This is a genomic window from Corallincola spongiicola, from assembly GCF_004284785.1.
In the GTDB taxonomy this organism is placed as follows: Bacteria; Pseudomonadota; Gammaproteobacteria; order Enterobacterales; family Neiellaceae; genus Corallincola; species Corallincola holothuriorum.
In genome coordinates, this window is record NZ_SHLY01000002.1 from 474,255 (window position 1) to 495,622 (window position 21,368).

The window sequence follows — 21,368 nt, forward strand, 5'->3', positions numbered from 1 at the left end:
AAGAGTATGCAACGTCGATTCATCAGTATTCGCTGGCAGTTCTCTGTCGGTCTCGTTTTTTTACTTACGGTGTTGGTGGTTAGCCTGCACCTGTTATCTATTTCTCGTATGGAAGATCAGCTGGAAACTCAGTTGGTCAATTCAAATATCGCGCAGCAAAAGACTTTTCTGACATTGTCCGAGATGATGGGTGATCGGCTGATCGAATTTAGCGACATTGTGCTTGGAGAACCTGATCTGGATATGTTGAGTACAGATCAGGGTAAACAGCTGCTACTGCAGGCCGTTGACGACTATTGGGCGGCCAATCAGTTGATTTGGCGTCTAGAGTCCGCTTGGTTGTTTGGCGCTAACCGTGAGCAATGGGGAAGCTGGGGCGATGTCTCGCAGCCCCCTCCTTGGATCTGGCTAGAAGAGATTATGGTGAAAGTTGACTATGTCTCTCGCATCGGTTGTGCTCAGCGCTGCGTCTATTACATCGGCGTACCAGTGAATTTAGGCAAGCAAGGCATTGGTGCGCTGGTGGTGTCTTTGTCACTGATGGATCTGGTGATCGCCCTGCGTCACTCACACCGGATTGACGTTGCCATCGTCACTCAGCGACAAGCAACTGCGCAGGATCAGCTCCCCTATTTGAATGGTTGGAATGTCGGTATATCTTCACTTTCTTCGAAGGATCGCTTTCTGCCCATACTGGAAGAGACTGCGGCAAAGGTACCATTAGATAGGTTGTTTGAGGGCGGTATTACTGCTGTCGCAGAAGATAATATTCGGCTGTCTGCGGTCAAAATCAGTGACAAGGTGGCGCATCTAAATGATGGCTATCTTATCCTGATTGACGATATTTCTGAGCAGAAAGCGGAGATTGAACGTTTTCGCGATAACAGCGTACTGCTTTCTGCCATGGTGATGTTGGGTGGTTTGCTGCTGGGCTTGATCCCTATTTCACATGTCGTGGCCAGAACCAACGTGCTGGCAAAGATGATGCCGATGGTTGCCGAGCAAAAGTTTGAACAGGTGCGGGCGTTACTGACTCGCCGGCTTAGGCTTTATCGTGATGAATTTACAGTATTAGAAAGTGCCGCTGAAACCCTTAACGAACAACTTGAAAGCCTTGGGCACAAAGTAGAAAAACGAACTCATCAGCTTGAACGGATGGCGATGTACGATGAGCTCACTGGGTTACCTAATCGACACTTACTGTTGCAAACGCTGCGAGACGACGTACTCAATATCGGCACTGATTATCAACAGTTAGCTGTGGTGCTTATTGATCTCGATGAGTTCAAACGGATCAATGACACTTTGGGTCATGATGCCGGGGATGAGCTGTTGAAAGATATCGCTCAACGCCTGCAGCGCTTTGAGCACCTCGCTCGTGAGACCGTGTTTTTGGGTCGTTTTGGTGATGATGAATTCACCCTGCTGCTTAAACTGCAAGACGATGAGCAGCTGACTCGCCAGTTACAACAGATCCGAGAGGTAATAAGAGAGCCGGTTAATTTACGTAACGAGACGCTGGTGATTAACGGCAGCTTAGGCATTGCATTGGCTGATTCCGGGCAGCTAACGGCTGAGGAGTTAATGCGCCAGGCTGATACCGCGCTTTATCAAGCCAAGTCGAATGGTAAGAACCAATATCGCTTTTTTGATCCGGTCATGGCTGCAGATGCTTATAAGCGTTTGGCGATGGAGTCGGAGCTGCGACGTGCTGTACAAGAGAAAGAGTTTTGCCTGTTTTTGCAGCCACAAATTGCCTTGACCGGTCGAAAGTTGGTGGGTTTTGAAGCCTTGATCCGTTGGCGTCATCCAGAAAAAGGTCTGGTATTTCCCGATGAGTTTATTCCGCAACTGGAGAACAGTGAGCATATTGTCGCTGTGGGTTATTGGACCATCGAGCACAGTATGGCGATCCTGCAACAGCTAAAACTGCAGGGACTTCCCGATATTAAGATCGCTATCAATTTAACCTCGCATCAGTTTGATGATGAAAAATTGGGGGCCTTTATTTCAGATAACCTGGCCAGATATGGTTTGAAAGAAGCGCAGATTGAACTGGAACTGACTGAAAATACCTTGATTGGGGATATCGATAAAGTGCTGACCCAGATGCAGGAGCTGAGAAAGCGCGGGGTCTCCCTGGCGATTGATGACTTCGGTACGGGCTACTCTTCACTAGAGTATTTGCGTCGCTTACCAGTAAACATTCTGAAGATTGATCGCTCTTTTGTGATGGATCTGGACAACGATGAAACGGATCGGCAATTAGTACAAACTATTTTGGCGATGGCGAAAAATATGCATATGGATGTCGTGGCAGAGGGGATTGAGAAACATAGTCATATCGACTTTCTGGCGGAAAGAGGCTGCGGCTATGGGCAGGGCTACTTTATATGTCGGCCAATCGATGAGTTGCAGTTGATGATCGCAATTGATAAGCATCTGATCGACGGCCGTTGGCTTGGCTGATTGCGCGTCGTTATGGTTTTAGGAGATGTCATTGTCGTTAGTGGGGTTCTCTGTTTCTTCTGTTGTTTCTGTGCTAACTGGCGCTTCTGATCCATGTGCTTGCTCTATTTGAGCTTGTTGCTGCTCACGCACTTTTCTTTTTTCCGCTTGCCGCAATAGGTACAAGGTGTCACTTCCTAGTCGTTTACTGACGTGGGGCGGCAAATCATCCAAAAGATAATCCCCTTTCTGCTCGACCACTAGCTTGAGGTATTTGGGGATTGATAGCCCTCCAACCTTGGTGATCCTTATCTGTTCTGATAAGTGGCGCATTACCCTGTTTACTGCCGCGTTGGTAAATGCAAGCAAGGCTTTATCGTTGCGGTCGCCTGTTCTGTGGGCATACTCAATAAACTCTTTAAGATGGCGAACATGGATCAAGCGACGCATGTTGGCTGGATCCCACAAGCTAAACTCCATCTTGGGATTTAGGCGCTGATATTCGTCTATTTCGTTGTCGCCAAGGTAGGGAAAGCAGTGAACTTCAAAGCCCCAATCAGTAAACAGTTGATAGACCGCCAAGCGGGGCTTGTGTAGTTGTCTGGTGGCAGGATCTGTGAGTAGCTCTGAATTCCAATGTCGACGATTTAAAATATGCTTAAGGGCATGATCAAAGCCCTGTTTGAACATGCCGTCTAGATCTGCCGCTGCCGAGGCAATCTTTTGGAAAAGGGGAGGTACATCTCCCCAGGTCGCTTTGTATTTTTGTTGCGTGATCTGCTTTAGTGTCAGACCCTGAGGAGTCGATTTAGCCGTTGGCGACAATGGTTTGTTTCTCATCATGAACCTAGTCTGCCAAATATAGCGCTGTCATCTGCACTTGGCTATTGTCTGGGCCACTCAATCAGGCCGCAATTCTTCGACGTCGCATGCGCATATCTTTAATCACAAATGCTGGACGAGTTTGTTTCAGGTAACGAATTTGCTCTTCGGTCATATCGCCGACAGGTAGCTGCAATACGCGGCTGGTCAGCTTCGGACGTGCCCATTGATGAAGTGCGAAACCTTTATAGGCATCGGTTTCTTTCTCATCCGGTGCTGGATTCCGCAGCAGTACATGCGCTTCGAGTAGAGCTCTTACCGCCGGCTCATGGTCTGGTAGCGTAATGGTGCTGCGACGTTGAATAAAAAACTCTCGCAGGATAGCTCGCTCTTGGTGATCTAACATTGTCACTTTTTCGTCGATCGCTTGCTTCATCTCTTGGCGACGTCGGCGGTTGAGCACCCAAGAAAAACTTTCCGAGGCGGTCTCGCAGATGAAAATTGCTGACACCAGAAAGAAAGCGATCCCCAACATGGGAGAGATCTCTTGGATAATTTCGGTCAACCCAAAACGCTCGATGATACGTGCTGGGCTAAACAACATTAAGGCGCATAGTGCCCAGATCCAAACCAATAGCTTTCTTGGTTGTAGTATTTGATTCCAGCTTAGTTGCGACATGATATTCAATTCCGTCAAAGTGATGACACTCTTCTGGATAAGCAAGCTTCGTGCCCAAAAAATTAGTTAATTAACTGCTAAGTAAGATCATGCTCCCGAATTGACAGATAGTGCTTGAGCTAGATAAAGATTATTATCTATAGTCTGTTTAAGATTAATAGCTTGCGTATGGCAGGCAGCAATTGAGGCGGGCCGTCGGTGTCGCATAGTACAAAATCCTTGCCCGAACATGGCCATCTCACTGCGTGTCACGAATGTGACCTATTAGTCAATCTTCCCCATGAACGGGTTGGCTATCGTCTTAAGTGTCCCTGCTGTGGTTATGTGATAGTTGACACTCGCTATGATGCCTTAGGCAAAACCCTTGCCGCTTCCCTCGCTGCGCTTTTGTTATTTATTCCTGCCAATCTGCTGCCTATTATGGCGATCAATATTGGCGACATGGGGCAGAGTACAACCGTATTGCAAGGCGCCAAATTGATGTGGCAAGCGGAGTATTTCTGGGTTGCCTTTATGGTGGTGCTCACCGCTTTTATTGTGCCGCTGTTGGAGTTGAGTTTGTTGTTAAGCATTACTGTGCTGGCGAAACTGCGACGAGGTATGGGATTTGTGGTCAGCGCAGTCAAGGTTTATCAGAAGATCCGCAGTTGGGGCATGTTGGAAGTGTATATGTTCGGCATTTTGGTTTCGATTGTGAAACTGGTCGATCTGGCTGATTTAGTGGTCAACGGTGGGCTTTACTGCTTCGGTGGCTTGCTGTTTTGTTCAACCTACGCTGCCGCGAGTTTTGATCCACATGAAGTATGGGAGATCGTTGATGAAACCAAACACTGATCCAGAAACGCCAGCGGCCAGTGGAAGGGCTATTCATCGTGGATTGGTGTTGTGTCACGATTGTCATAAATTGAATCGCTGGGATATCAAACAAGCTTACGCAACGCAGCGTTGTGGTCGCTGCGGGGCCAAGATGCATCCTCGCAAACCTAATTCTTTAGCGCGTACCTGGGCTTTGTCTATCACCGCAGCGCTGTGTCTGATACCTGCCAACATTCTGCCTATTATGACCATTATCAGTTTCGGCAAGGGGCAGTCAGACACCATCATGTCCGGTGTTATCGCTTTGATCCATTATGAGATGTACCCCATCGCGTTAGTGGTGTTTATCGCTTCGGTGGCGGTGCCCGTGATGAAGTTGTTGGGGATCTGGATACTTTGCTTGTCGGTGCAGTTTGGCTGGAATAGCAGCCCTCGGCAGCGAACCGTGTTGTATCGGATGGTTGAATTTATTGGCAAATGGTCGATGTTAGACGTGTTTGTTATCGCCATTCTAGTTGCATTAGTTAATTTAGGGGCGCTGGCGACGATTGAAGCTGGCCATGGCGCTACCGCATTTTGTTTGGCGGTGGTGATTACAATTTTTGCGGCTGAAAGTTTTGACAGCCGATTGATTTGGGATCAGGAAGAGAATCGCAATGAGTGACGTTGAAAGTAATAACGACCAAAGCAATTCCGACGATATCGCCGAAGCGTTAGTTGAGAAGCGGAAAGGTATCCCTATGGTCTGGCTGTTGCCACTATTGGCGTTGGCCATTGGCGGTTGGTTGGTCTACAAAAGTATTACCGAAGCTAAGCTGCCAGTTAATATTGCTTTTGATACGGGTGAAGGGATTGTCAAAGGTAAAACCGAAGTCCGCTACAAAGGCTTTACTATCGGCGTGGTCGATGACCTGATTATGAACAAGACGCTTGATGGTGTGACCGCTGTGGTTCTGTTTGAGCGCGATGCCGAGCGCGCCCTTCGCGAGGGCACCCAGTTTTGGTTGGTTAAGCCTGAGGTGACTTTGGCCGGCGTGTCTGGTCTCGATACTCTGTTGTCTGGCAACTACATTGCCGTCGATTTGGGTGATAGTAATGGTAAGCCAGCAAAAGATTTCGTAGCCTTGCCGAAAGCGCCGCCGATGGACGATAACACGCCGGGTCTGCATATCACTCTCTATTCGGAAACACTCGATTCTCTTGCTATAGGTTCACCGCTGTTATATCGCCAGTTGCAAGTCGGTTCAGTTACCGATTACAAGTTGGAAGAAGATGGTTCTAAGGTCAGCGTCAAAGTCCATGTTGAACCGGAATACGAAAAGCTGGTGACGAAGAAAACCCGCTTCTGGAATATCTCCGGCGTCGATATTCAGGGAGGGCTAGACGGCTTTTCTGTGGATGTCGGTTCTCTAGCAACCATCGTTGCTGGTGGTATCGCGTTTGGTGATGCTTCCGGCACTGGCGACGCCAGTGCCGCTGAAGATGGCGATACATTCAGCCTTTTCAAAAATTTCTCTGAAGCTGAAACGGGGATCTCCGTTAAGGTCCATTTTGAAGATGCCAGCGGTATTATCGAAGATAAAACCAAGGTTAAGTTCAAAGGACATAATATTGGTATCGTGGAGGATCTTCAGTTTAACGAGGATCTACGTGGTGCCACAGCAGTCTTGAACCTAGACCCCATGGCCGAGCGCGCCTTGATGTCCGACACACGGTTTTGGGTGGTTCGCCCGACGTTAACCGCCGGCGCTGTAGAAGGGATGGATGCGTTACTCTCGGGGCCATATATTTCTGTCGCTCCAGCCTTAACTGGTGAAGCGACCCGTGAATTTGTTGGCTTGGACGATGCGCCACCGATCAGTTGGGATGTGCCGGGGCTGCACCTAATTCTGAACTCACCCTCAGCCGCTTCTTTAGAACGTGGCAATCCTATCTTTTATAAGCGTGTCGAAGTGGGAACAGTGCAGAGTGTCGACCTGCAGGACGATGGTAAACAGGTCAATGTAACTATCTATATACACGAAAATTATCAACATCTGGTGAATGATAAGACCCGCTTTTGGCATGCCGGCGGGGTGGATATTGAAGGCAAGCTAAGTGGCATTAAGATCCGCACCTATTCTCTTGTTTCGATGCTTTCTGGTGGTCTTGCTTTTGATACGCCGCCAACGAAAGAAGCCCCTAAGGCGGTGCGTAATGGTCACGAATTTAGTTTATTTGAGAGCTATGGTGACGCTCATGCAGATCGTATTGATAGTCAGATAGACACCTCGGCGCCGGGTCGATATCTGGTGGTGGAAACGCCAGAGCCTGGTGGATTGCAAATTGGTGCGCCCGTTGATTACTTGAACTTGACCGTGGGTGAGGTGATCGGGCTGGAATTAAATGACGCTAACGACGGTGTACGTGTACATCTGCGGATTGAGCCGCGCTTTGCACATCTGGTTCGTGAGGGCAGTCATTTTTGGCGTAGTGGCGGTATTGATGTCTCTGGCGATTTAAACGGCATTACGCTTCGTACGCCTTCATTGGCTGCGCTGGTTCTGGGGGGGGTTAGTTTTGATACACCAAAAGAGCATCTACAGTCGGCATTGGCGAAAAATGGAGCCACCTACCTGCTGGCTGATAGCTACAAAGCTGCTCATGAAAAAGGACTAGAGATCAGTATTAAGTTTGCCGACGGTGTCGGTCTTAAAGCCGGATCAGAGCTCAAGCTTGAGGGGATGGTGATTGGTCGGGTTAAAAAGGTCACACTGGATGATTCCCTATCAGGTATTAACGCTGTGGTGTTGGTAGAAAAATACGCCGAGCAGATTGCCCGTCATGGCAGCCAGTTTTGGATCGTGCAACCGCACCTCGGGCTGGTTGAAACCTCCAATTTAGATACGCTGATTAGCGGTGTATATGTGCAGACGATACCGGGTGACGGTGAGCAACGATTGAGCTTTGAAGGGTTGCAAAGGGCGCCGCAGCGAACACTTACTGCTGAAGGTCTGAATGTTGTGATCAAAACGCCGCGCCTGAACTCGATGAAACGCGGTGATCCTGTGCTCTATCGTCAAGTGGAAGTTGGTGAAGTCATGGGATACGAGTTGGCAGATACCGCTGATCATGTGCGGGTGTTTGTAAATATTCGTCCCCGTTACCAAGCTTTGGTGCGTGATAACTCGGTGTTTTGGAGCGCATCAGGTATTAATGTCGATGCCGGTATTTTTAGTGGCGTTAAGATCCAGACAGAATCGTTGGAAAGCATTCTGGCTGGGGGTATCGCGTTTGCGACACCTGAGCAGCCTGGTAAGCAAGCCGCGGATGGCGATAGTTTTATGTTGCGTGCCGAAGCCGATGAAGCTTGGCTGAAGTGGGCGCCAACGATTGCTTTGGACAGATAATCGGTGTCGAGTTATTACCTATGTAGCATCGGTAGCAACATTGATCCAGAGTTACATGTCGAGCAGGTAATCACTGAGTTGGTGACACGCTTTGGGCGTGTCACCCTTAGCCCGTTTATCTATACCGACCCTGTAGGGATCGCAAGCCAGCGCCGCTTCCTGAATGCGTTGTTTTGGTTTAATACCGCACAGCCCGAGGGAGCGGTCAAAGCCCAGTTTAATGCATTGGAAAAGAGTCACGGTCGTGACCGCTCTGATTCAGAGCGCAGTGTTAAAGACCGAACCTTAGACTTAGATATTATCGCGGTGTCTGCAACGCCTCAGTTTGAGGCACCATCAGAAAGCTACTTGCAACCCATTGTGCAGAGCCTATTTGCAGACCAAGCGCTGCCAGTAGGGGTGGAGTTTGCCGAGTTGAACGTTGCCGGTTTAAAGCTCGGCAACCGAGCGACCGCCGTCGACCTGGATCCGACTACCCGTCATATATCGATTAGCGATTAACATTGCCAGTGCTTGCCAGATAGGCTCAAATCCGCCCTCTTGCGCCAGTGGTGTTTTGGCTAATATACGCTGTTTATACTCATCATCATGGCTATCGAGAAACATGATAGGCCCAGGCTCAATGGTATTGACCCTGATCTGGGGAGCTAAACTGCGGGCGTAAGATTGGCAGAGGTTATCTAGCCCAGCTTTGGTCGCGCAGTAGGTCGCAAGCGCAGGGTTGGGGTGATGAATATAGATATCAGTGATGGCGACGATAGACGGATTATCCGCTTTAACTAACAGTGCTTTGAGCTGCTCTGTGAGTAGTGCTGGCGCAAGCATATGCACGTGATAGAACTCGGTAAACTGTGTGGCCATCTCTTTTGCTGTGCAGGCAGTTTCAGCAAACGAAGATGCGTTGTGTAATAGTAAACTGAGCATTGAGCAACGTGCGTTGACCCACTCTGACAAAGCGCTGATTTGAGCCGGTTGTGTAAAGTCTGCTTGAAAAAGCTCTGCGCCGTCGCGCTCTAGTTGTTCAAGTTCTGCTGAACGACTGCGGTAGTGCCCTAATACCCGATAGCCCTGCTGTAATAGCTGCTTCGCGATAAACAGCCCTAATCTTCTGCCGCAACCGGTGACTAACGCGACCGGAGGGTTACTTTGCTTGCTGTTGATTGATGGGTTAATCATCAGTTTGTACCGACTCCGACGCTAAATATTGCGAGATGGCACTGAGCTGATCGGGCATTAACTGTTCGAGTCGCTCCCGTTGCAACGCTATTTTTTGCTCCTCGCCGATTTGCTTTAGGTCTTGTTCAAAGTCTCTACACAGCTCATAAAGCGCAGTTAATCCAAGATTGCCGGCGACACCTTTAATTGCATGCATCTGCTTTCTTGCGCCATCGTTATCACCACAGCGCAAGAGTTCGTTAACCTGTTCTGCAAGCGAGCTGTAATGATCGAGAAACATCTGTAACGCTTGCAGGTACACCGTTTTATTGCCTAACAGTGTGGCCAAACCATCCTGGCTGTTGAGCAGAGCTTCATCGAAGGCAGGCTCATTGGCCGTGGTGGATGATGGCGGTGCTTGTGTTGTCGACTGTTCGTCGCTGGTACTGGTTATGTTCGACTTTGCCGGAAGCCAGCGGCTGAGGGTGGTGAATAGCTGGCGCTGGCAGATCGGCTTAGCGATGTGGTCATCCATGCCTGCGGCTAGACATTTTTCTCGATCACCTTTCATCGCATTCGCTGTCATCGCCAAGATGGGGAGTTTGCGGTGTTGGCTATCACTGCGAATGGCGCGAGTTGCCTCGTAACCATCCATCTCTGGCATCTGAATATCCATTAGCACGGCATCGAAGTGATGGTTTTGTACCATACAGACGGCTTCAGTACCGTTATTGGCAACCGCAACATCGGCACCACAGCAAGCCAGAAGCTCCCGCGCCACTTGCTGATTGATCGGATTGTCTTCCGCCAATAGTAGGTTGTAACCGCGCAGATCCGGCTGCTCGATCTGGTTACCATTGCTGTTCGCGATGGCGTTTGGGGCGACTATTTTAGCCCCTTTCAGCTCCATCAATGTGTCAAATAGGGAGGATGTGTTGAGTGGCTTAACCAAGGTAGCCGCTGCGCCTGCCTGTATCGCTTTTTCCTGTAAACCTTCTCGGCCATAGGCGGTCACTAAAACCACTGTCGGCGTTAGCTTATGAGTTGCCATCTGCTGGATCTCGGCACAGGCTTGGATACCATCCATGCCGGGCATTTTATAATCCATCAAGATCAGATCGTACTGCTGGTCACTGAGTTTTAAGTGAGAAAGGGCGGCCTCGGCACTATCCAAGGCATACGCTCTCATCTTTAAGCTTGCTAACATCTCAGTCAGTGTGATCCGAGCAGCATCGTTGTCATCGACTACCAATACATTCAGCGCGTTCAGTACTTTTGGTGGCTCGAGTTGATGTTGCCCCTGCATGGGTAACGGGAAAGTGGCGGTAAAGTGGAAGCAACTACCTTGGCCAAATTCACTTTCTACCCAGATTTCTCCACCCATCATTTCAACCAAGCGGCGGCTGATCGCTAATCCTAGCCCCGTTCCGCCAAACTTTCGGGTGGTAGAGTTGTCTGCTTGGGAAAAGGTATCGAACAGCTTTTTCTGTTGTTGTTGGGTGAGGCCGATACCGGTATCGCGTACAGAGAAATGAAGTTGCGCGATCTCTTGGTCGCAGTTGTCACATTGAATGACAACCTCGATCTCGCCCTCTGAAGTGAACTTCACAGCGTTATTACACAGGTTTATTAGTATTTGCCCTAGTCGTAATGGATCGCCAACAAGTGCCTGTGGCACGTTGGGGTGGCAACGAAATATCAATTCGAGCCCTTTCTGTTCTGCGATCAGGGAGACCATGTTGGAAAGGTTGTCCAATATGTCGATCACCTCAAAGGGGATGGTCTCCATGTCCAGTTTACCCGCCTCGATTTTAGAGAAATCGAGAATATCGTTCAGGATGCCGAGTAACGTCGAGGCGGAAACCTTCACTTTTTTAAGGTAGTCGAACTGCTTTTCATCCAACTCGGTGCGTAGTGCCAGATCCGTTAATCCAATAATTGCGTTCATCGGTGTTCGGATCTCATGGCTCATGTTAGCCAGGAACTCCCCTTTGGCTAAACTCGCTTGTTCTGCTTCATCTTTGGCGCTGTGAAGCAGCTGGTTGGTTTGTTCTAACTCAACAGTGCGCTGGGTTACTCTGGCTTCCAGATCCTCGTTAAGGTCGCGTAGGGCATCTTCGGCGCTTTGTCTGGCTGTGACTTCGGCGCGTGCCGTGTCTCTCGCTTCTTCCAGTTGGCTTACTTGGATATCGATACGATGAATCAGGCGATTAAACGCTTGTGCAAGTTGGCTAAGCTCAAGGTTGCCTTGCAATTGTTGCAGTTGGTTGGGCAGATCTTGATGATCTTGGCGCTGGCTTAAGCGGGCGACATGTTCGGTAAAAGCTTTCAGTGGCTTATGTAGGCGTGTCTTGATGACTAATAGTGCTACGGTGAGGATCAGCAGCAGGCTGATGATCGAGTTAGTGATCACATAGCTGGCACGTTCGAGGATTAACTCCGATACCCACTCATCATCAGCATAAATCACCAGGTGACCCAGCGGCGTGTCTTGTCGCTGCTGATTAAAATAGAGAGGTAGCGTCCGCGGCGTCAATGTTGCTAGTTGTTGTGACGTGGAGTAGGAGGTTTCACCGACCTCGGCGATACGGTGGCCGTCAAAATCGATCACTTCTACCCCTTCAACATAGGGCAGATTATAGAGCCCGACGAGCTGGGCGTTCATCAAGGCTTCATCGTAGGTCCAGAGGGACTTAGCAATACCTGGACCGAAGCTCTCGAGAATACCGCTGACTAGCTCTTCGAGGCGGTCGGTGGTGCTGGCATGGGAAACCGTCAATTGGATAGAGATGGTTATGGCGGCTACTGCTAGATAAGCGCCAAAAATCATCTTGATGACTTGGGTTGCCATCGACTGCTTGGGATGCGAACGATCTACCATAGGGGATTAAACCTTATTTAAGATAACGTGAGACTAACTCTCGATAGCGACCAGAGCTATGAAGTATGGCTAGTCCAGCATTAAAATCGTTACGTAGCTGTTCATCCTTGAAGCTCACTTGGAATTGAGCGGCGGCAGGAAAAATCGGGTGTACAACCAAAGCATCGCTCGTATTGAAATTGTTATCTAACTCACTCGTAAGCGCTTTAAATACGTTAAGTTCAATGATGATCACATCGGCCCTGTCTTGCCAAAACATTTTTACGGCTTGGATCGGATTGGGCAGCTCTAAATAGCGGGCCGGTATCGGGTCGTTCTGGCGCCTTGCAGGTGCGTAAAGTGAGGCGAAATCAACCCCTAACTGTTGATAGGTATTTTGACTGGTGACCACGCTGATGGCGAGCAGCTCGTCCATTTTGTTGATGGTTAGTTGCTGTTTCTGTTTGGATAGCGCGACATAGCGATAAGCGATAAAGGGTAATGAGTAGTAAGCGCCATTAGGACTTTCCTGTACGCCTGCTGCAGCGTCAGTACCGTCACCAATTAGCACCTGATTAAGGCGTCGACTAGAGACCTGAAATGATTCAAAGGTATGGCCTTTGTAAGCAAAGGCTTCTTTGAGAACTGCTAGCTCAAGTCCGCGCTTGCCGCCAGCCATGATGTAAGGAGGGCGGTCTTCGCCAACCGCGAGCATAAGATGCGAAGCGCTGGCGATCTGAGAGAGCACCAGTAGTGCGGGTAATAACAACCAGGCCAACCTGGGTGCAAGGTCGGAGCTAGAAGTCATGGCAAAAAGGCGTCTGAGCAAGTTAACCCTCAAAATTGAGCTGTCAGCCGACGGCGAACGTGGCTGACAGCATACAATAGGCTCAGGCTGACTGCTATCCGTTGTGACTGACTACAATCAAGCGGATGGCATCTAGTTTTACCTGTGCTTTGTCTACCGCATTAAGCAAAGATTGCTTTTGTTCCTGCACAAAGGCGATCTCATCGTCACGAATGGCCGGATTAACCGCTTTGAGCGCCAGGAGGCGATCCTGTTCCAAATCTAATACATCGTTGATCTGTTGTCTCGCTGCGTTAGTTATCTGAACCATCTCCTGTTGTGCCGTTGTTTCTGCTCCCGCGAGCAGTGGATGCACCACGCTTTGTGCGGTCATCGCCAGCTTAGAACCTGTATGACGATTGACGCGGCTAAGCTGCTTCTGTAAGCCGTCGAACGGCACATTGGCCGCCAGATCCTTACCGTTCTTATCTAACAGTAAGCGGATTGGTGTCGGTGGTAGAAAGCGTCCCATCTGAAAATGCTTGGGCGCAATGGCTTCAGCCACATAGATCAGCTCAACTAACACGGTCCCAGCGGGTAGCGCCTTGTTGGCGAGGATCGAGACGGTGACGCTGCCGGTGTCGCCAGTCAGGATCTGTTCCAGAATACCGCTGACCATAGGGTGATCCCAGGTCATCAGTTGCACATCCTCCCGCGATAGTGCGGTTTGGCGATCGAAGGTGATCTGCACGCCGTCGTCGGGCAAACCCGGAACATGGGGCAGCAGCATATGTTCGCTGGGACGCAGGATCATCACATTTTGGCTGCCATCTTCCTGGTGGATCCCCAAGGTATCAAACAGGGAAAACATGAAGCTGGGCAAGTCGGTTTTCATATCTTCGACTTTAACCGCATCAGCCAGCTGTTCTGCTAAACCGTGGCCGGATGAGTGCAGTTCCAACAAACGATCCCGTCCCTGTTCCAGTTGTCCCTTAAGGATTTGGCAGCGTTGCGTTGTCTCTTTCAGTAACGTTGTCCACGCCGCTTCATCACTTTGTGAGGCCGCAGGCCAGAGACGCTCTTCAAACTCACGATACAGGGCGTCGCCACAAGGGTTGATCTGTTCGAAGGCCTGCAAGCCTTGATCATACCAATCAAGCAGGCGAGCCTGACTGCTGTCAGCAAAATAGGGGGCATGAACATTGATGGTGCGGGTTTGGCCAATTCGATCCAAGCGACCAATACGCTGCTCTAACAGATCGGGATGTGCAGGCAGATCAAATAGCACAAGGTGTGCAGCAAACTGGAAGTTACGACCTTCGCTACCAATTTCGGAACAGACCAGCACCTGTGCACCTTCCTCCATATCGGCGAAATAGGCGGCTGCGCGATCGCGTTCGAGAATACTCATATCTTCGTGGAAGACGCCGGTCCGTATCCCCTCTTTTTGTCGCAGGGCGGTTTCCAACTGCTCAGCTGTTTGCTTGCGACTGCAGATAATCAGTACTTTTTCCTGCTTCAGTTCGCCTTTGAGCTGTTCCAGTAGCCAGCTAACGCGGGGATCAAACTGCCACCAGCTGGCATCGTCCCCCTCAAACTGCTGGAATACCCGCTCTGGATAGAGACTATCGGGCACCTCACTGGCTGCTTTTTTACTGAGTGCGCTGATCACCTTGATCGCGGTTTGGTACTGTTCCGGCATCGTTAAGGTGTGACGACATAACTGACGTCCGGGAAATCCGCTGATGGCCGAGCGGCTGTTGCGGAACATCACGCGACTGGTGCCATGGCGATCTAACAGTGCCGATAGTAGTTCATTGCGGGCACTGGCCTGTTCACCTGCACTAACGTCAGCGTTTAGGCATTTTAGTTGTGGCTCAATATCTTGCTCGGTAAGTAACTCTGCCAGTTGTGCCTGCTGCGCTTTGCTCATGCCATCTTCGTTAAGCAGGGCATCTGCCGCGTCAGCGACCTCACGATAGCCTTTCTCTTGTGACACAAAGGCGTCATAGCTGTAGAAGCGGTCGGGATCGAGTAACCGTAAACGGGCGAAATGACTCTCGTGTCCCAGTTGGTCGGGGGTGGCAGTCAACAGCAAAACGCTAGGGGTCACTTGGGCCAGGGTTTCGACCACTTGATAGTCGCGACTGGGGTTATCTTCCGCCCATGCCAGGTGGTGGGCTTCATCAACCACTAAGGTATCCCAGCCCGCCTCAACCGCTTGCTCTAACCACTGTTTTTTGCGCAGTAGTTTGGGCGTACAGAGAATCAATTGTTCGGTTTCGAATGGGTTAATGGCTTCGTCATAGGCTTGTTCGCAACGCTCAGCGTCGAAGATAGAGAAGCGTAGATTGAATCGCCGCAGCATCTCGACTAGCCACTGGTAGAGCAGGGCCTCAGGTACAACAGCAATAATCCGCTGAGCACGGCCGGTGAGCAGCTGCTGATGGATGATTAGACCAGCTTCAATGGTTTTACCCAGTCCCACTTCATCGGCTAGTAGCAGCCTTGGGGCATGGCGTTTTCCTGCCTCATGGGCAATATGCAGTTGGTGCGGTACCAAACCGATACGAGCGCCGACCAAGCCGCGTAATGGCGAGCGTTGCCACTTTAGTTGCGTTTGCCAACATTGATAACGGGTGGCGAAACGATCGCTCTTATCAATTTGGCCTGCAAACAGTTTGTCTTGTGGTTTGTTGAAGCGCAGCTCGTGGCTCAGCAGGGTTTCTCTTAATTCTGTGCTTTCGCCCGTGTCAACGCGACTGCCTAGATAGGTTATCAGGCCGGCAGTCTCTTCGATGCTGGCAACCGTTAGTTGCCAGCCTTCACCACTTTCTATGGTGTCGCCTGGATTAAAGCGTACGCGGGTAACCGGCGCATCTTGCTTGGCGTAGTGGCGCTGTTCACCGCTGGCGGTGAACATTAATGTTATCTGGCGAGCATCTATTGCTACCAGTGTCCCTAATCCAAGTTCGCTTTCACTATCACTGATCCAGCGTTGACCAAGTGCAAATGGCATGTCGTCTTTTCCAAGCGGGGGGCAAAAGGGGCGCTATGTTAATCGAAGTGTAGTCGTCACGCAGCCCAAGAATTGTGCGATCAGTCGGTTTTATTTTTTCTCGGAGCTTAGTAGGCTAGGAAATGACGGCAATCAACCGCTGAATTGCTGCTTGCTAAAGCCACCAAGGAGAGCCGCCTATGGGACAGGAAGAAAAGATTCTATATATCCTCGACACCAATGTGCTGCTTCATGAGCCGCTAGCTATCTACAACTTCCAGGAGCATGACGTCATGGTTCCCATGACGGTTTTGGAAGAACTCGACAATATTAAAGATCGCAAAAAAGATGTCAGCCGGGATGCGCGGATTGCGATCCGCGCTATCGATGATGCATTGCGTGATGCTTCACCCGAAGAGATCACTGAAGGCGTACCGCTACCTACCGCAAACGTTGAAGCAGGCAGTGCCAGTGGGCACCTGTCGATTTATGCTGATCACGCTTTGCCGAAAGTTCAGGAACATTTGCCTACCAGTGCCAATGACAACCTGATTATTAATACCGCGCTTTATCTGCAGGAGGAGCGCAAACCACAAAAAGTGGTGCTGGTTACCAAAGATATCAATATGCGCCTTAAGGCCAAAGGCGCCGGTTTAACCCATGTAGAGGATTACCGGACTGACCAGCTGATCAGTGATGTCAGCATGTTAGCCAAAGGTTTCCAAGAGTTAGGCGGCAATTTTTGGGAGCAGGTCAGTGACTGCGAAACCCGCTCCGATGGCCGAGATACGGTGCAGGAAGTGACCGCACCGGAAATTGCTAACACCTACCCAAACCAGTATTTACTGGATGAAAGTGATCAATTTTGTGGTCGTGTCATCGGTTCGGATGGTGAACGCTTGCAGTTTCACGATTTGGGGCGCGAGCGTTTGATGAGCTGAACCGCCTGGGGGGTCTCGCCAAAAAACATCTATCAAGGCATGGCCTTGAATGCGTTATTGGATCCGGCGATTGATCTGGTGATCCTGACCGGGCCGGCCGGTTGCGGCAAAACACTGCTAGCGCTGGCCTGTGCGCTGGAACAGGTGGTAGAAACAGGGGTGTATGACAAGGTCATCGTGACCCGAAACACCCCGGAAATTGCCGAATCTATCGGCTTTCTGCCCGGCACAGAAGAGGAAAAAATGGCGCCATGGTTGGCAGCAATCACCGATACCTTGGAAGTGCTGCACAAGAGCGATGAAAACTTTGAAGGCAGCATGCATTACATCATGGAGAAGGCCAATATTCAGTTTAAGTCGATAAACTTTATGCGTGGCCGCAGCATTCAAAACTCATTCGTTATTCTTGATGAGTGCCAGAACTTAACTGCTTCGCAGATCAAGACCATTATCACCCGTTGTGGTGAGGGCACTAAATTGGTTTGTTCCGGCAATTTGTCGCAAATTGATAGTAACTATCTGACTGCGGTTACATCCGGGTTAACTTACATAGTGGAGCGATTTAAAGATTTTGAAGGTAGCGCCAATGTGTATCTAAATGGCGTGGTGAGAAGCCGCTTAGCCTCTTTCGCGGAAGAGCATTTATAGGTTACTTTTCACGTTTTAAACAAATAAGGTCGCGAAGCGGCCTTTTTGTTGTCTAAATGTCGCCCGAATGGCTTATAAATCATTGAATACTAGACTAAGGTTAGAGCTAGTTTAGGTCTTTGGATTGATCACCGTTGTCAGTATGAGTAGCCTTTTTCGCACCGCTCGCAGTGTTTACTTAGTCACCGCATTTTTTATCTTGTTGGTGTCTGTGACCGTTTGGCGACTGACGGAACATAATATTCAGATATCGAAGCAACAGCAGGTTGCGTCGTTACAAACCGTTTTACGTATTACCCATCAAGCGTTGCTGTCTTGGTATGAGCAGCAGGTCAATACCCTGACCGCGATGATAAACAACCCCATTTATCGGCCGTTGGCCAATCAGCTGGACCTGCTACCAGCAGAGCCCGAATTGCTCCGAGCGTCGCCAGCGCATCTGACGTTGAGTATGCAGATTATGCCGATGCTGACGCGGATGCGCTATACAGGCTACCAGCTGATAGATCGCGATGGTCTGGTGCTATCTAGCAACGAGCTCGATGCGATTGGTCAAGCCACCCCTATGCTTGCGCAATCTGAACTGGTTTCTCGTCTTTGGCGTGGTGAAGCCTTGATTAGCCTGCCGCTGAAAACTCGCGGGGACAATCTCTCGTACCATCAGTATGTGGCGACACCGTTGTTTGACGGCGCCGATCAACCTTTTGCGGCGTTATTGATCCAGCAAGATGCAGAGCAGGGATTAGGTCAAATATTACAGCGGGCGCGCCAAGGTAAGAGCGGTGAAGCATTTGCTTTCACCAGTGACGGGCTAATGCTGTCCAATAGTCGATTTGAAAAACAGCTCCGCGCGCTGGGGTTGCTGGATGCTGATCAGCGCAGCGCTTTAAACCTTAAGCTGGCAGATCCTGGCAGAGCATTAACTGTAAAGCAAAAAGCCGCCGTCGGGGCTAATCAGCCTCTGACATTTTTGGTGCAGCAGGCGCTTAAACAGGAGCAAGGCATCGATGTCGATGGCTACCGTGATTACCGTGGCGTGGAAGTGGTTGGCGCATGGCAGTGGGATGATAAGTTAGGCTTTGGTATTGCCGTAGAGATGGACGCCACCGAAGCATTTACCTTGTCCCGTCAGGGGATTTTTTCTGCGATTGGTTGGACTGTCCTGTTAGCTACCGGCACCTTGGCTTTTGCCATCATCATGATCCGCCATCGACGCCGCTTTCAAAAGCAGGATCGATTGCTCACCGAGCTGATTAATCGCGCCCCCATACAGTTGTCTATTAAAGATCTGGAAGGGCGTTATCTGTTGGTCAATGATGCGTTAGCGAGTCGCTATGGGCGGGACAAAAAGAACATTGTGGGTGGCACGGTTGAGCAGTTTCTTTCGCTCCCTGAAGCGCGCTTAGTGAGAAAACATGATCAAGAGGTGCTAGATACAACGCAGGTGCAGCTGTTTGAGGAAACATTTCACCTCGCTGATGAGCAAGAAGTATTGCGCACCATACGCTTTCCTTTGCTCGATCTGGAAGGTCGTATTGAAGCGCTGTGCGCTATTGCCATTGATGTCACCGAAGAGGCATCGTTGCGCGAAGCGCTACGCCAGTTGAATGATGAGTTGGAGCAGCGGGTCGCACAACGAACACTAGAAGCGATCCAGGCGAATAAAGCGAAAAGTGAGTTTTTAGCCAACATGAGCCATGAGATCCGCACGCCGATGAATGCGGTGTTGGGGATGGTGCAGTTGCTGCTGAATACCCCACTGACTGCGCAACAGAAAGATTACGTCGACAAGGCACAGCTTTCAGCCAAATCTCTATTGCAGATCATCAATGACATACTCGATTTTTCTAAAATCGAGGCGGGCAAACTGGCCCTAGAGAAGATTGAATTTTCCTTGGATAAGGTGCTGGATCAAGCGGTTAGTTTAACTTCCCATAAATTGGTAGGTAAGAATGTCGAGCTGTTGTTAGCGCTAGATCCTGATGTACCGACTCAGCTGCTTGGTGATCCACTGCGTTTAACACAGGTGCTGACGAATCTATTAAGTAACGCCAGCAAGTTTACTCCCCACGGAGAGATCACCCTGCAAGTGCGTTGTATTGAAGAGCAGCGGGGCAACGCAAACCTGGAATTTAAAGTCATAGATTCCGGTATTGGTATTGAAGCTGAACGTTTAGAGTCGCTGTTTTCACCCTTTGAGCAGGCCGATGGCTCGACCACTCGGCAGTTTGGTGGCACCGGCTTGGGACTGTCAATCTGCAAGCGCTTAGTTGAGCTGATGGGTGGTGACATCTCGGTCAACAGCGATGTTGGGAAAGGCACCAGTTTCAGCTTCTGTTTGAATTTCGTGACCCTGGAGAAAGATGCACCAATTTCGCTAAGTCGTGCGTTGCAAGGCAAGTTGGCTTTGGTGGTGGATGATAGCGCCGGTGCTCGAAACATCTACGCCAATATGCTGCAAAGCTTTGGTGTGGAGGTGGTTGAGGCGCAGGACGGAGAGGTGGCGTTAGCTGAGATTATGAAGCGGGCAAGGGCAAATACGCCGTTTCAATTGCTATTGGTGGATTGGAAAATGCCGAAGATGGATGGTCTGCAGTTGCTCGACCACCTGCTTGAGATGCAACATGAAAACCCGGTATTTGCCATGCCGCGGGTGCTCATGATGACGGCGTTTGGTTATGAAGATGATTTTGCCCGTCAGCACCATATGCTATCCAGTCGCACGCTTTATAAACCGTTTACTCCCTCGGCACTATTCGATCAGCTCTGTGAGTTGTTCCAGGTTCAACCCTTGGTCGATGAGCATCAGGGCGAGTGCTATATCGATTTGACTGGCTGTCGATTGTTACTGGTGGAAGATAATCCAATCAACCAGCAGGTGGCCGCCGAGCTGTTGCTCAGTCGTGGTGCTGATGTGTCGATAGCGAGCAGCGGCGTGCAAGCGTTGTCAATGCAGGCTAAAGAGCAGTTTGATCTGATCTTGATGGATATTCAGATGCCTGAGATGGACGGTCTCGAAGCGGCGCGGCAGCTGCGTGACCGTGGCGTCGACACGCCAATTATCGCGATGACTGCACATGCGATGAATGAAGATAAAGAGAAAAGCTTGGCTGCGGGGATGAATGACCACGTCACTAAACCGATTGACGCCGACCATCTATTCTCTGTCATCGCGCACTGGCTGGGGCTGTCTCAGTCACAAGAAAAGCAGCAACAGGAATCACAAATTTTCAATGGCGATTTTGCCCTCCGTCAGTGTTCAGACAATAAAGTGTTGCTGGGCAATAGCTTGCGTAGTTTTGTTGGCGAAGCGGCAAAATCAATGGAGGCGATAGCCGAGTTCCATCGTAACCGCCAGGGCGAGGAACTTGTTGCTTTGTTGCATCGCCTCAAAGGTAGCGCGGGTAACCTAGGGATGCAGCCGTTGTCAGCGAGTTTGGCTCAGGGGCAACAGCTGTGCGAACAGAGTAACTATGATGATGAATATGAGGGATGGGTCACCGACTTCCGTGCTCTGTTTCAACAGACTATCCAATCAGTAAAAAGTTATTTAGATGACAACGCCGATCCTGTGTCACGTATCGTGCCAGTGCCAAGGGATGCGTTATTGGGGCGCTTGGAAGCGCTTCGCGTCCGGATTCAGGACGGTGAGTATATTGATGATCAGGAGATCGCTAGATTAAAGGCCAGCTTTAGGGCTGGTGAAGATAGTGCGTTATTTGAGCAGTTGAGCCTTAGTTTGATCTCCTTAGATCAGGAAGCCGCATTGAACTATTTGTCTCAACTGCTGGAATTATTGCGCGCCCGCTACAGATAATGAAGGCC

12 protein-coding genes and 1 pseudogene are annotated in these 21,368 nt (G+C 50.0%); 7 read left to right on the top strand and 6 right to left on the bottom strand.

Annotation, left to right across the window (positions count from 1 at the left end; all coding sequences use genetic code 11):
- Positions 1–6 precede the first annotated feature (6 nt).
- Positions 7–2,469: a putative bifunctional diguanylate cyclase/phosphodiesterase gene (locus EXY25_RS07865; RefSeq protein ID WP_114337078.1), complete on the top strand. Its 2,463-nt coding sequence runs from the start codon at positions 7–9 to the stop codon at positions 2,467–2,469.
- A gap of 18 nt (positions 2,470–2,487) precedes the next feature.
- Here EXY25_RS07865 and EXY25_RS07870 read toward each other — a convergent pair whose 3' ends face one another.
- Both EXY25_RS07870 and EXY25_RS07875 read right to left on the bottom strand, forming a co-directional pair.
- Positions 2,488–3,291, bottom strand: a complete 804-nt coding sequence (locus EXY25_RS07870; RefSeq protein ID WP_130566344.1) for a hypothetical protein — start codon at positions 3,289–3,291, stop codon at positions 2,488–2,490.
- Between the two features lie 61 nt (positions 3,292–3,352).
- Positions 3,353–3,949, bottom strand: coding sequence for a superinfection exclusion B family protein (locus EXY25_RS07875; RefSeq protein ID WP_114337080.1), 597 nt, complete (start codon positions 3,947–3,949; stop codon positions 3,353–3,355).
- A 198-nt stretch (positions 3,950–4,147) separates the two neighbouring features.
- Here EXY25_RS07875 and EXY25_RS07880 point away from each other — a divergent pair, with 198 nt between their 5' ends.
- Genes EXY25_RS07880 through EXY25_RS07895 form a run of 4 tightly spaced genes read left to right on the top strand, consistent with a single transcriptional unit; the run spans position 4,148 to position 8,655 of the window.
- Positions 4,148–4,783, top strand: coding sequence for a paraquat-inducible protein A (locus tag EXY25_RS07880; protein ID WP_130566345.1), 636 nt, complete (start codon positions 4,148–4,150; stop codon positions 4,781–4,783).
- Positions 4,767–5,429, top strand: coding sequence for a paraquat-inducible protein A (locus EXY25_RS07885; protein WP_130566346.1), 663 nt, complete (start codon positions 4,767–4,769; stop codon positions 5,427–5,429). The genes EXY25_RS07880 and EXY25_RS07885 overlap by 17 nt, the downstream gene beginning before the upstream one ends.
- Positions 5,422–8,154, top strand: a complete 2,733-nt coding sequence (locus tag EXY25_RS07890) for an MlaD family protein (RefSeq protein ID WP_130566347.1) — start codon at positions 5,422–5,424, stop codon at positions 8,152–8,154. Before EXY25_RS07885 ends, EXY25_RS07890 begins: the two co-directional genes overlap by 8 nt.
- A 3-nt stretch (positions 8,155–8,157) precedes the next feature.
- The gene (locus EXY25_RS07895; RefSeq protein WP_114337084.1) at positions 8,158–8,655 is read left to right on the top strand and encodes a 2-amino-4-hydroxy-6-hydroxymethyldihydropteridine diphosphokinase; all 498 of its coding nucleotides are present in this window, start codon (positions 8,158–8,160) and stop codon (positions 8,653–8,655) included.
- On the opposite strand, the gene EXY25_RS07900 is transcribed toward EXY25_RS07895, so the two are convergent.
- The 4 genes from EXY25_RS07900 to rapA form a co-directional block, all read right to left on the bottom strand.
- Complete coding sequence (locus EXY25_RS07900; RefSeq protein WP_130566348.1) at positions 8,584–9,330, bottom strand: SDR family oxidoreductase; 747 nt, start codon at positions 9,328–9,330, stop codon at positions 8,584–8,586. The genes EXY25_RS07895 and EXY25_RS07900 overlap by 72 nt on opposite strands.
- Complete coding sequence (locus tag EXY25_RS07905) at positions 9,323–12,190, bottom strand: response regulator (RefSeq protein WP_130566349.1); 2,868 nt, start codon at positions 12,188–12,190, stop codon at positions 9,323–9,325. Before EXY25_RS07905 ends, EXY25_RS07900 begins: the two co-directional genes overlap by 8 nt.
- Positions 12,191–12,203: 13 nt before the next feature.
- A complete protein-coding gene (locus EXY25_RS07910) occupies positions 12,204–12,977 on the bottom strand; it encodes a type 2 periplasmic-binding domain-containing protein (RefSeq protein WP_130566350.1) in 774 nt (257 codons plus the stop codon).
- Positions 12,978–13,071: 94 nt separating this feature from the next.
- On the bottom strand, positions 13,072–15,975 hold the full coding sequence (gene rapA / locus EXY25_RS07915; RefSeq protein WP_130566351.1) for an RNA polymerase-associated protein RapA: 2,904 nt from the start codon (positions 15,973–15,975) through the stop codon (positions 13,072–13,074).
- Between the two features lie 179 nt (positions 15,976–16,154).
- On the opposite strand from rapA, the pseudogene EXY25_RS07920 reads away from it, so the two are divergent.
- A pseudogene (locus EXY25_RS07920) lies at positions 16,155–17,543 on the top strand (PhoH family protein).
- A gap of 142 nt (positions 17,544–17,685) precedes the next feature.
- Entirely contained in the window at positions 17,686–21,360 is a 3,675-nt protein-coding gene (locus EXY25_RS07925) for a response regulator (RefSeq protein ID WP_130566352.1), read from the top strand.
- Positions 21,361–21,368: the final 8 nt, after the last annotated feature.

Coding starts and splice junctions, on each gene's coding strand:
- EXY25_RS07865 (WP_114337078.1), top strand. CDS start 7: ATGCAACGTCGATTCATCAGTATTCGCTGGCAGTTCTCTGTCGGTCTC.
- EXY25_RS07870 (WP_130566344.1), bottom strand. CDS start 3,291: ATGATGAGAAACAAACCATTGTCGCCAACGGCTAAATCGACTCCTCAG.
- EXY25_RS07875 (WP_114337080.1), bottom strand. CDS start 3,949: ATGTCGCAACTAAGCTGGAATCAAATACTACAACCAAGAAAGCTATTG.
- EXY25_RS07885 (WP_130566346.1), top strand. CDS start 4,767: ATGAAACCAAACACTGATCCAGAAACGCCAGCGGCCAGTGGAAGGGCT.
- EXY25_RS07890 (WP_130566347.1), top strand. CDS start 5,422: ATGAGTGACGTTGAAAGTAATAACGACCAAAGCAATTCCGACGATATC.
- EXY25_RS07900 (WP_130566348.1), bottom strand. CDS start 9,330: ATGATTAACCCATCAATCAACAGCAAGCAAAGTAACCCTCCGGTCGCG.
- EXY25_RS07905 (WP_130566349.1), bottom strand. CDS start 12,190: ATGGTAGATCGTTCGCATCCCAAGCAGTCGATGGCAACCCAAGTCATC.
- EXY25_RS07910 (WP_130566350.1), bottom strand. CDS start 12,977: ATGACTTCTAGCTCCGACCTTGCACCCAGGTTGGCCTGGTTGTTATTA.
- rapA (WP_130566351.1), bottom strand. CDS start 15,975: ATGCCATTTGCACTTGGTCAACGCTGGATCAGTGATAGTGAAAGCGAA.
- EXY25_RS07925 (WP_130566352.1), top strand. CDS start 17,686: ATGAGTAGCCTTTTTCGCACCGCTCGCAGTGTTTACTTAGTCACCGCA.